Source organism: Vibrio sp. dhg (assembly GCF_003443775.1).
Taxonomy (GTDB): domain Bacteria; phylum Pseudomonadota; class Gammaproteobacteria; order Enterobacterales; family Vibrionaceae; genus Vibrio; species Vibrio natriegens.
In genome coordinates, this window is the sequence record NZ_CP028943.1 from 419,962 (window position 1) to 430,929 (window position 10,968).

The window sequence follows — 10,968 nt, forward strand, 5'->3', positions numbered from 1 at the left end:
TTATGTTCGGGCTTTCTTTTTATGTGAGACTTTTATGATGAAACCTTCATTATTGCTGTACATCCACGGTTTTAATAGCTCACCACTCTCAATGAAAGCGAATCTGATGAGAGAGTATTGTCAGCAGCATCGCCCGGACATCAAAGTGATCATTCCGCAGTTGCCGTGTTTTCCGCAACTAGCCGCTCAACTGTTACTGGACATCGTCGAGCAATATCAAAATGATTACCGAATTGGATTAGTAGGCAGTTCGTTAGGAGGCTTTATGTCCACTTGGTTGAACAGCCAATTTGGATTCAAAGCTGTGGTGGTCAATCCGGCCGTCAAACCTTATGAGTTGCTAGTCGACTATTTAGGCGAACAAACTAACCCCTACACGAATGAAACTTATACACTTGAGACTTGCCATATTGACGAGTTGAAAGCTCTTGATGTACAAAGCATCGCATCGCCAGACGCGTTTTGGCTACTGCAGCAAACCGAAGACGAGGTTCTGGACTATCGCCAGGCGGTAAATAAGTTTGCGCAATCCAAGCAAACGGTAGAACAAGGCGGTGATCACAGTTTTGTAGGCTTTGAGCGTTATCCTGCAAAGATTATCGAATTTCTAGAACTGTAATGGATAGGAACGATTGGAATACGCTCATAGTTTTTGCTGATATATCCAACCGTTGCTTGACATAGGCGGTTTGCTTTCCGACTATATTTTGCTGAAAGATCTTAAGGGTCATAGACTCTGGCTGCTTTGTTATGTATCAGATTTACAAACATTTAAAGATACTAACAGGGTGGCTTTTTCGTTTCCTGAGAAAACACATTCTGAACTGTGTTTTGCAGGTAACAAATAAACTTTGAGAACAATTCCGTATTATGACTGAACAATATAATGCTGGGGCCATTGAAGTACTGAATGGCTTAGAGCCAGTACGTCGCCGACCAGGGATGTATACGGATACAGCGCGCCCGAACCACCTGGGCCAAGAAGTTATCGATAACAGTGTCGATGAAGCGCTAGCCGGACATGCCTCAAAAGTACAAGTCATCCTACATGCTGACCAATCACTTGAAGTGATCGATGATGGTCGAGGCATGCCTGTTGATATCCACCCAGAAGAGAAAGTCTCTGGTGTTGAGCTGATCTTATGTAAGCTTCACGCGGGTGGTAAATTCTCGAACAAAAACTACCAATTCTCCGGTGGTCTCCACGGGGTAGGTATTTCGGTAGTAAACGCGTTGTCTAAGCGTGTTGAAGTGACCGTTCGCCGTGATGGTCAGGTCTATGAGATTGCCTTTGAGCACGGTGATAAAGTTTCGGATCTAACCGTAACCGGCACATGTGGCCGCCGTAATCGTGGTACTAGTGTGCACTTCTGGCCAGAAGCGAAGTACTTTGACTCTGCAAACTTTTCTGTGACGCGCCTGGTCAATAACCTACGTGCGAAAGCGGTTCTTTGTCCGGGATTAGAAATCACGTTCACAGACAAAGTGAACAACAAAGACTACAAGTGGCACTACGAGGATGGTTTAAAAGACTATCTGGCTGAAGGCGTTAAAGGATACACCGTTCTGCCAGAAGAACCGTTTACTGGTGAATTCTCTGCAGAAACTGAAGCCGCAAACTGGGCTGTGATCTGGCAGCCAGAAGGCGGCGAGATGATCACAGAAAGTTACGTCAACCTGATCCCTACTGCTCAGGGCGGTACACACGTAAATGGCCTGCGCCAAGGTTTGCTGGACGCAATGCGTGAGTTCTGTGAATTCCGTAACTTGCTTCCACGTGGCGTCAAACTGACCGGTGATGATGTCTTTGACCGTTGTTCATACGTGCTATCGGTGAAAATCCAAGACCCACAATTTGCTGGCCAGACGAAAGAACGTCTTTCATCTCGTCAAACGGCGGCATTTGTTTCAGGCGTGGTGAAAGATGCCTTCAGTTTATGGCTGAACGAAAAGCCGCAACTGGCAGAGCAACTTGCTGAAGTTTGTATCGCTAACGCGCACCGTCGTATGCGTGCGAGCAAAAAAGTAGTGCGTAAGAAAGTTGCGTCAGGCCCTGCCTTGCCAGGTAAGTTAACCGACTGTTCTGTGCAAGACCTAAATCGTACCGAAATCTTCTTCGTGGAGGGTGACTCGGCGGGGGGCTCGGCAAAACAAGCACGTGATCGTGAGTTCCAGGCAGTGATGCCACTGCGCGGTAAAATCCTGAATACCTGGGAAGTGTCTGCTGACCAAGTTCTGGCGTCACAAGAAGTGCACGATATTTCCGTCGCTTTAGGGATCGATCCTGACAACGATAACCTCGACGGTCTTCGTTACGGCAAGATCTGTATTCTTGCCGATGCGGACTCGGATGGACTACACATCGCAACACTACTTTGTGCTTTGTTCACACGTCACTTCCGCGCACTGGTTGAAGCAGGCCATATCTATGTTGCCATGCCGCCACTGTACCGTATCGACTGCGGTAAAGAAGTGTTCTACGCGCTTGATGACGATGAAAAAGATGGCGTACTAGAGCGCTTGTCGAAGAAGAAAGCCAAAATCAACGTACAGCGATTCAAAGGTCTGGGTGAGATGAACCCATTACAGCTGCGTGAAACCACCATGGATCCGAATACGCGTCGTCTGGTTCAGTTAACCATTGACGACTCTGCGGCGACCATGGAAATGATGGACATGTTGCTTGGTAAGAAGCGTGCAGATGACCGTCGTTCTTGGTTACAAAACAACGGCGATTTGGCAGAGGTTTAACGAATGTCTACAGAAATTACTTACGATGGCGTTGAACAGTTGCCGATGCGCAAGTTCACCGAAGACGCTTATCTGAATTACTCGATGTACGTAATTATGGACCGCGCATTGCCATACATTGGCGATGGTTTGAAGCCGGTTCAACGACGTATCATCTACGCAATGTCGGAGCTAGGTCTCTCGGCATCTGCAAAATACAAGAAATCAGCACGTACCGTCGGTGACGTGTTGGGTAAATACCATCCGCACGGTGACTCTGCGTGTTACGAAGCGATGGTATTGATGGCGCAGCCGTTTTCTTACCGTTATCCACTGGTTGACGGTCAGGGTAACTGGGGTGCGCCGGACGATCCGAAATCCTTCGCAGCGATGCGTTATACCGAAGCGAAATTGTCTAAGTTTGCTGAAGTATTACTGGGTGAACTAGGTCAGGGCACGGTTGAATGGCAGCCTAACTTTGACGGCACGATGAAAGAGCCGCAAATGCTGCCAGCACGTCTGCCTCATATCCTGCTTAACGGCGTAACGGGTATCGCGGTTGGTATGGCGACGGATATTCCTCCGCATAACGTACGTGAGGTAGCTGACGCAACAATCCATCTGATTGATAACCCTAAAGCGGAACTGCCGGACGTAATGCAGTACGTGAAAGGCCCGGATTACCCAACGGAAGCTGAGATCATTTCCCCGCAAGCGGAAATTGAAAAGATCTATCGTAACGGACGCGGCAGTATCAAGATGCGTGCTGTCTGGCATAAAGAAGGTTCGGACATCGTCATCACGTCGATTCCGCACCAAGTGTCAGGCTCTAAGCTACTTGAGCAAATCGCAAACCAAATGCGTGCGAAGAAGCTACCAATGGTCGAAGATCTTCGTGATGAATCGGATCATGAGAACCCAACTCGTATCGTTATCGTTCCTCGTTCTAACCGAGTCGATTGCGATATGTTGATGAATCACTTGTTCGCTTCTACTGATCTAGAACGTAGCTACCGCGTTAACCTGAACATGATTGGCCTGGATAACCGTCCTCAGGTTAAAGGTCTGGTTCAGATTCTATCGGAGTGGATTGAGTTCCGTCGCACGACGGTTCGCCGACGTTTGCAATATCGCTTAGACAAAGTGATGGCTCGCCTGCACATCTTAGAAGGTTTGTTGGTTGCGTACCTGAACCTTGATGAAGTGATTGAGATCATCCGTACTGAAGACGATCCAAAAGCGGTGCTGATGGAGCGTTTTGGTATCACTGATATCCAAGCCGATGCGATTCTGGATACCAAACTTCGTCATCTTGCCAAACTGGAAGAGATGAAGATCCGTGGTGAGCAAGAAGAGCTGGAAAAAGAACGTGAGAAGCTAGAGCTGCTATTAGGTTCTGAGCGCCGTCTGAATACATTGCTGAAGAAAGAAATCAAAGCAGATGCAGAGAAATACGGCGATGATCGTCGCTCGCCACTAGTAGAGCGTGCAGAAGCTAAAGCGCTAACTGAACGTGACCTAGTGCCGAGTGAACCAATTACGGTTGTTCTGTCTGAAAAAGGCTGGATTCGTCACGCGAAAGGCCACGAAGTTGAAGCAGAAGGTCTGAATTACAAGTCTGGTGATAAATACTTGGCGCATGCCCGAGGTAAGAGTAACCAACCTGCCGTTTTCCTTGGTAGTGATGGTCGCAGCTACTCGCTTGAATCGCACTCTTTACCGTCTGCTCGTAGCCAGGGTGAGCCAATTACTGGTCGCCTGAACATCACCGCCGGTAGCAGCATTCGCCAAGTTATTATGGGTGAAGAAGATCAGCTATGGCTGGTGGGTTCTGACGCGGGTTACGGCTTTGTATGTAAAGGTTCCGATCTGTTGTCGAAGAACCGCAGCGGTAAAGCTCTGGTCACCTTACCTGCGAACTCTGAAGTGATGACGCCTAAAGAAGTTGAAGATTTAGACTCTGATGAAATTCTGGCGATCACTAACCAGGGACGTATGTTGTTGTTCCCAATTAAAGACCTGCCGCAATTAGCAAAAGGTAAAGGGAATAAGATCATCAACATTCCTGCGGCGAAAGCGAAAGATCGTGAAGAAGTATTATCTCATCTGATGGCTCTGCCACAGGGAGCTTCTCTGACACTTTATGCTGGCAAGCGTAAGCTGGGCTTAAAACCAACTGACTTGGATAACTTCCGTGGAGAGCGTGGCCGTCGAGGTAGTCTGCTGCCAAGAGGCTTACAGCGAGTGACTCGAATCGACGTTGAGCTCGGTGAGTCGAGCAACACTGAAGAATCGAGCGAAAGCGAATAAAACAAAAATCCCAGCCAGTGGCTGGGACTTTTTTATGCTTCTTGTTTGTCTTCAGCAATAGTGACTTTTAACGTTATCTCTTTGCCTTTACGAATAATGCCCACTTCAACAGTCGTACCGGGACGTAAATCGGTGACAATATCCATCACACTTTGTCGTCCCTGAACTTTATTGCCATCAATACTAATTATGATGTCTTGTTTCTCGAAGCCTGCTGCGCTAGCGGGACCATTAGGGTCGATACCGAGAACGACAATGCCACCGACATGTTGATTACCCAATAATCGAGCGGTGACCGCATTAATATCTTGACCATCAATGCCGATATAGCCACGGATCACACGGCCATCCGCAATGATCTTTTGCATGATCTTGCTTGCGAGTGGTGCCGGAATCGCGAATGAAATGCCGTAAGTTTCCAAATCGGTTGCTTGCTGGAAGGAGGCGGTATTAATTCCGACTAACTCACCCTGGGTATTAACCAATGCACCACCAGAGTTACCTTCGTTGATTGCCGCATCGGTTTGAATGAAGGCTTGTCGTCCGTCGCTGATAGAAGAACGTCCCGTTGCGGAGATTATACCAAAGGTCGTGGTTTGTCCTAAGTTGTATGGATTGCCAATGGCCAGTACCACATCACCAACTTGAGGTTTGTATTCTGAGTTCAGAGGTATCACGGGGAGATTGGTACCCTCAACACGCAGCACGGCGATATCGGTACGTTTGTCGGTACCGACAAGTTGTGCCGCGGCAGCTCTGCCATCTTGCAGTGCTACGACGATTTGGTCAGCCTGCGCAACAACATGGTAATTGGTAATGATGTAGCCTTTCTCACTGACAATCACACCAGATCCCAGCCCTTGTGTAGAAAGCTTGCTACGATCATTTTCTACATACTTGCGGCTGTAAATATTCACCACGGCTGGAGCGGCTTTTCTAACAGCCTGATTGAAAGAGAGTTCAAGAGAGGCGATGTTGCTTGGTTGTGGATCAAGCGCAGCTGGAATTACGTTATTACGTAAAGATGGAACCGCAAGTAGGACAACGGCGGCGGTTGCCAAGCCTAGAAAGACAGAACGTAATAAAAAGCTAAGCATATCCTCTCCATGTGTGAACGCCAAAGTGGCATAAGAATGTGAAGAATAGCATTACATTGAAAAATAACAAAAGGACAGCACGTGATTGTGCTGTCCTTTTAATTGTCCGACTAAAAGTTCGTCAAAGTATTAGAGCTCTGTCACCGAATGTTGTGTATCCAAAGCCCTTTTAATTAACCACCTTTGGGCCAATACTGTTATCGAATTACCAGATAAATGGTACGGTCTCCGCGCTGAATGTTGAGTGCGAGTACGCCTTTTTGCTTATCAACAATGGCTCGAAGTTCAGCAAGGTTTTTCACGCGCTGACGGTTCACTCCTATGATGATGTCACCTTCTTGCAACTGGTATTGAGCTGCAGGTGAGTTTTCAGTAACGCTTGTCACCTTCACACCTTGAACGGAGTCACTCGGGTTTGTGTTACTTAACTCAGCACCTTTTAGACCATCATGCAGGGTTTCTGCTTTCGCTTTGATATTGGTCGACTCACCAAGCGTCACATTAAAGGTTTCGTTTTTACCATCACGCACCACACCGAGCGTGATCTTTTTACCTGCACCTAATGTTGCGACTTTGGCACGTAGCTCAGAGAAGGTGTCAATCGACTTACCATTCACGGAAACGATGATATCACCTGCTTTCAAGCCCGCTTTATCAGCAGCGCTGTCAGGCACTACTTGACCAATAAATGCGCCTTTGCTGGACTCGTAGCCGAGTGCCTCTGCTAGCTCCGACGTGACTTCGCCGCCTTGAACACCCAACATACCGCGTTTCACTTCACCAAACTCTAAGATTTGCTCGGTAAGGTTTTTCATCATGTTGGAAGGAATCGCAAAGCCAATGCCGACGTTACCACCATTTGGACCCAAAATAGCGGTGTTGATGCCGATCAGCTCACCATTTAAGTTGACCAAGGCACCACCTGAGTTGCCGCTGTTAATCGCAGCATCGGTTTGAATGAAGTTCTCGAAGTTTTCAACATTCAAGCCGCTACGGCCAAGTGCGGAAACAATACCTGAAGTGACGGTTTGACCCAGACCAAACGGGTTACCAATCGCAACGGTAAAGTCACCGACGCGCAACTTGTCGGAGTCGGCAATTTTAATTTGTGTCAGGTTCTTTGCTTTTTCCAGTTTGAGCAGTGCCACATCGGCCATTTCGTCACCACCGACTAATTCGGCGTCATACTCTCGTCCGTCATATAAGCGTACTCGAATCTCATCCGCCCCTTTTATTACGTGATAGTTCGTTACGATATGACCTTTGTTCGCGTCAATGATGACACCTGACCCTAACCCACGGAACGGGCGCTCTCGCGTTTGTTCCATTGGAAAATCTGGGCCAAAGAAAAATTGAAATTGCTCGGGAATACGGCTGGTTTGCACCTGTTTGCCTTCTACCGCAATGCTGACTACCGCTGGGGTCACTTTATCCAGCATTGGAGCGAGGCTAGGTAGTTGCTGACCATCCATGCTGAGCGGCAAGGCTGCCGTCGCCTGGATTGGCGTGAAGATAGAACTCAAACTTAGAGATAGAACGGTCAGTGCAAGCAGTGGTTTTTTCATCCAATAACTCCTCTTGAAACATGTCTGCCAAAAAGAAATATCCTAACTATTAGTAATATAAGGTTCAGTTGGGATAATCAAAAGGGGTAGCAGTTCACAAATAAGTTAGAGATGGCTGTTTCAGAAAAGTTCAAAAAGGGCCGATGCAAAATGAGATTTGTATCGGCCTGATAGGGGAGATAAGAGGTGTTATGATGCTTTGGCGGTGACCGCTTCAGGTGCTGTAATTACTTCTTTCTCTTGATCTTTTAAAAGACCTGTTGCGCCATTGGCGTAGTCTTTAGGTTGTTCGTTGACATTTGGCTGATCTTCTTTGATCTGCTCTGAAGCCATCGCTGTCTTCTTATCAAACGGGTTATCTTGCTCAGGTAGATTAGGCAAAAGTTCTGAAGACGTCTTCGCTAGATGCTGATACAGCTTGGTGTAATCTTTACCTAGGGTATCCAACATTTCTGCGGTTTGGGCAAAGTGGTCAACGAGCTCTTGGCGTTGTTGCTCTAGTTCAAACTTCGCCGACTCTAATTCTTTCTGTACAGACTTCTGTTTTTTGTATTCAGGTGTGGTTAGTCGACTAATGACTACGCCTACGATTGTACCGACCAGCAAACCCACAATGGCATGAATCCAAGGCATAACTGCTCCTTATATTTGTTTTAACAAGTCTTTTACTACTTAGTTACACGCGGTGCTCGTCCATGTTACTATGGCTTGAACAGCCGATAAAGAAAAATAGCAGTATGTCTTCGGGGACTGATAACTAATTCTCTGTAATCAGACATTGCCCCCGAGGTGACACTTTCCTTTGTACCTCTAAAACGACTTAATGCGATGACACCACTACAACGATATCAAAAAGATATAGCAGAACATGGATTCCAGCGTGATGAAGCCCAACATCAGGCAGTAACTGCTTTGGATAAGCTCTACCACGCTATTGTCAATTTTCAGTCTGCACCTGTACCTCAACTTTCCAAATGGCAAAAACTCATGGGTAAAAAGGTTGAATTGCCTGAACCACCGAAAGGTTTGTATTTTTGGGGAGGGGTCGGTCGAGGTAAAACCTATTTGATGGATGCTTTTTTTGATGCGTTGCCAACAGAAAGAAAGATGCGAGTGCATTTTCATCGCTTTATGTACCGAGTACACGATGAACTGAAGCAACTGGGTGATGTTGAAAACCCATTATCGAAAGTGGCTGACAAGTTTAAAAAAGAAGCGGACGTGGTGTGCTTTGATGAATTCTTTGTCTCTGATATTACCGATGCAATGATTCTGGCTACATTGCTACAAGAAATGTTTAAGCGTCAGATGATCTTAGTTGCGACGTCGAATATTGAACCGCAAAATTTGTACCGTAATGGTTTACAGCGAGCGCGATTCTTGCCTGCAATCGATATGATTTTGGCTCGATGCGATGTTTTGAATGTCGACAGTGGAGTGGATTACCGTTTAAGAACGCTCGAGCAGGCAGAAATCTATCATCATCCTTTAGACGAACAAGCGACCATTAACCTGAATAAGTACTACCAGCAACTGACAGGTGAGCGGCAGCACGTGGCGCACCTGATAGAAATTAACCACCGCAATATCGAGGTTATCGAAGCCAGCGACGGTGTATTGCATGCTTCTTTTGCTCAGTTATGTCAAACGACGCGAAGCCAGAATGATTACATAGAACTCTCACGCATTTATCACACCGTATTGCTGGCTGATGTTGTGCAGATGAGCGGCAAAATAGACGACGCAGCGAGACGTTTTATTGCTCTGGTCGATGAGTTTTATGAGCGACATGTTAAGCTCATTATTTCTGCGGAAGTGCCGATGGATAGCTTGTATACTCAAGGCCAGCTTGAATTTGAATTTAAGCGCTGTCTATCTCGTTTAACTGAGATGCAGAGTCATGAGTATCTCGCAAGAGAGCATTTGGCTTAAATCTACTTGTTTCAAAAAAACTGAAGAAAAAATTAGTGATTTGGCGCAAAAAAAGGTGATTTTTTCTTCGGTCTTCTCTATAATCCTGCGACCCACCGTTACTGCAGACCTGATTATCGAAGTTATTTCGACAATGAAGGTCGAGAGTACCACCGACTCGAAGGGGTGATGACTGGGCTCTTAGACAGTGTGGGAGCACCAAAAGGGTGTTCCTTTAAAGTTTAAATTTTAATTAACGGGTTATTATTAGCATGAAAACTTTCGTTGCTAAACCAGAAACTGTAAAACGCGACTGGTACGTTGTAGACGCTGAAGGTAAAACTCTTGGCCGTCTAGCAAGTGAAATTGCATCTCGCCTACGTGGCAAACATAAAGCTGAATACACTCCTCACGTTGACGCTGGTGACTACATCATCGTTATCAACGCTGAGAAAGTTGCTGTAACTGGTAACAAAGCTAAAGACAAAGTGTACTACCGTCACTCTGAGTTCCCAGGTGGTCTAAAATCTATCACTTTTGAAAAGTTGATCGATCGTAAACCTGAGATGGTTCTTGAGCTTGCAGTTAAAGGCATGCTTCCACGTGGTCCTCTAGGCCGTGCTATGTACCGTAAGCTTAAAGTTTACGCAGGCGCTGAGCACAACCATGTTGCTCAACAACCACAAGTACTAGACATCTAATTGGGGATTTCGAAAATGGCAGAGAATCAATACTACGGCACTGGCCGTCGCAAAAGCTCAGCTGCGCGTGTTTTCATCAAACCAGGCAGCGGCAACATTGTAGTAAACAAGCGTAACCTTGACGAATACTTCGGTCGTCCAACAGCACGCATGGTTGTACAACAACCTCTAGAGCTAGTTGAACTAACTGACAAGCTAGACCTTTACGTAACAGTTAAAGGCGGCGGTATTTCTGGTCAAGCTGGTGCTATCCGTCACGGTATCACTCGCGCGCTTATGGAATACGATGAGTCTCTACGTCCTGCTCTACGTGCAGCTGGTTACGTTACTCGTGACGCTCGTTGCGTTGAACGTAAGAAAGTTGGTCTACGTAAAGCACGTCGTCGTCCACAGTTCTCTAAGCGTTAATTTCCTTACGGGAATTATGCTTTCCAGAGTTATTCTGGATACTGTGCACCAAAAGCTCGGCTATATGCCGAGCTTTTTGTTTTTTATACGGCTGAAAAATACGCCATTAATTTGATATTTTTATCCCGGACCTAACTTAATACCCACGCAATATTTAGCTGAGCCATTATTAAGTTTTTTCTTAATTTCATGTGCTACAAAATTTTAATAACTCTCGTCAGTAGTCCGGTTATTTTATTTCTTCTT

Annotated in this window: 9 protein-coding genes; 6 read left to right on the forward strand and 3 right to left on the reverse strand. The window is 46.4% G+C overall.

What is annotated here, in order from left to right; all coding sequences use genetic code 11:
* The first annotated feature begins 34 nt into the window (after positions 1–34).
* The 3 genes from yqiA to parC all read left to right on the forward strand — a co-directional run bounded on the left by yqiA (position 35) and on the right by parC (position 5,040).
* A complete protein-coding gene (gene yqiA / locus DBX26_RS02000) occupies positions 35–619 on the forward strand; it encodes an esterase YqiA (protein WP_014230775.1) in 585 nt (194 codons plus the stop codon).
* 251 nt (positions 620–870) lie between these two features.
* Positions 871–2,751 (forward strand): DNA topoisomerase IV subunit B, encoded by a 1,881-nt coding sequence (parE, locus tag DBX26_RS02005; RefSeq protein WP_020335874.1) that lies wholly within the window; start codon positions 871–873, stop codon positions 2,749–2,751.
* A gap of 3 nt (positions 2,752–2,754) precedes the next feature.
* Entirely contained in the window at positions 2,755–5,040 is a 2,286-nt protein-coding gene (parC, locus tag DBX26_RS02010) for a DNA topoisomerase IV subunit A (protein WP_014230777.1), read from the forward strand.
* Between the two features lie 32 nt (positions 5,041–5,072).
* Here the strand turns inward: parC and degS are convergent, their stop codons facing one another.
* The 3 genes from degS to zapG all read right to left on the reverse strand — a co-directional run bounded on the left by degS (position 5,073) and on the right by zapG (position 8,335).
* Positions 5,073–6,137, reverse strand: coding sequence for an outer membrane-stress sensor serine endopeptidase DegS (gene degS, locus DBX26_RS02015; RefSeq protein ID WP_014230778.1), 1,065 nt, complete (start codon positions 6,135–6,137; stop codon positions 5,073–5,075).
* 197 nt (positions 6,138–6,334) lie between these two features.
* A complete protein-coding gene (locus tag DBX26_RS02020; RefSeq protein ID WP_118117699.1) occupies positions 6,335–7,702 on the reverse strand; it encodes a DegQ family serine endoprotease in 1,368 nt (455 codons plus the stop codon).
* A gap of 189 nt (positions 7,703–7,891) precedes the next feature.
* A complete protein-coding gene (zapG, locus tag DBX26_RS02025; RefSeq protein ID WP_014230780.1) occupies positions 7,892–8,335 on the reverse strand; it encodes a Z-ring associated protein ZapG in 444 nt (147 codons plus the stop codon).
* A 195-nt stretch (positions 8,336–8,530) separates the two neighbouring features.
* On the opposite strand from zapG, the gene zapE reads away from it, so the two are divergent.
* From zapE to rpsI, 3 genes are all read left to right on the forward strand, one after another.
* Positions 8,531–9,634, forward strand: coding sequence for a cell division protein ZapE (zapE, locus tag DBX26_RS02035; protein WP_118117701.1), 1,104 nt, complete (start codon positions 8,531–8,533; stop codon positions 9,632–9,634).
* A 251-nt stretch (positions 9,635–9,885) separates the two neighbouring features.
* On the forward strand, positions 9,886–10,314 hold the full coding sequence (gene rplM / locus DBX26_RS02045) for a 50S ribosomal protein L13 (protein ID WP_005396465.1): 429 nt from the start codon (positions 9,886–9,888) through the stop codon (positions 10,312–10,314).
* 15 nt (positions 10,315–10,329) lie between these two features.
* A complete protein-coding gene (rpsI, locus tag DBX26_RS02050; protein ID WP_014230782.1) occupies positions 10,330–10,722 on the forward strand; it encodes a 30S ribosomal protein S9 in 393 nt (130 codons plus the stop codon).
* The last annotated feature ends 246 nt before the right edge of the window (positions 10,723–10,968 follow it).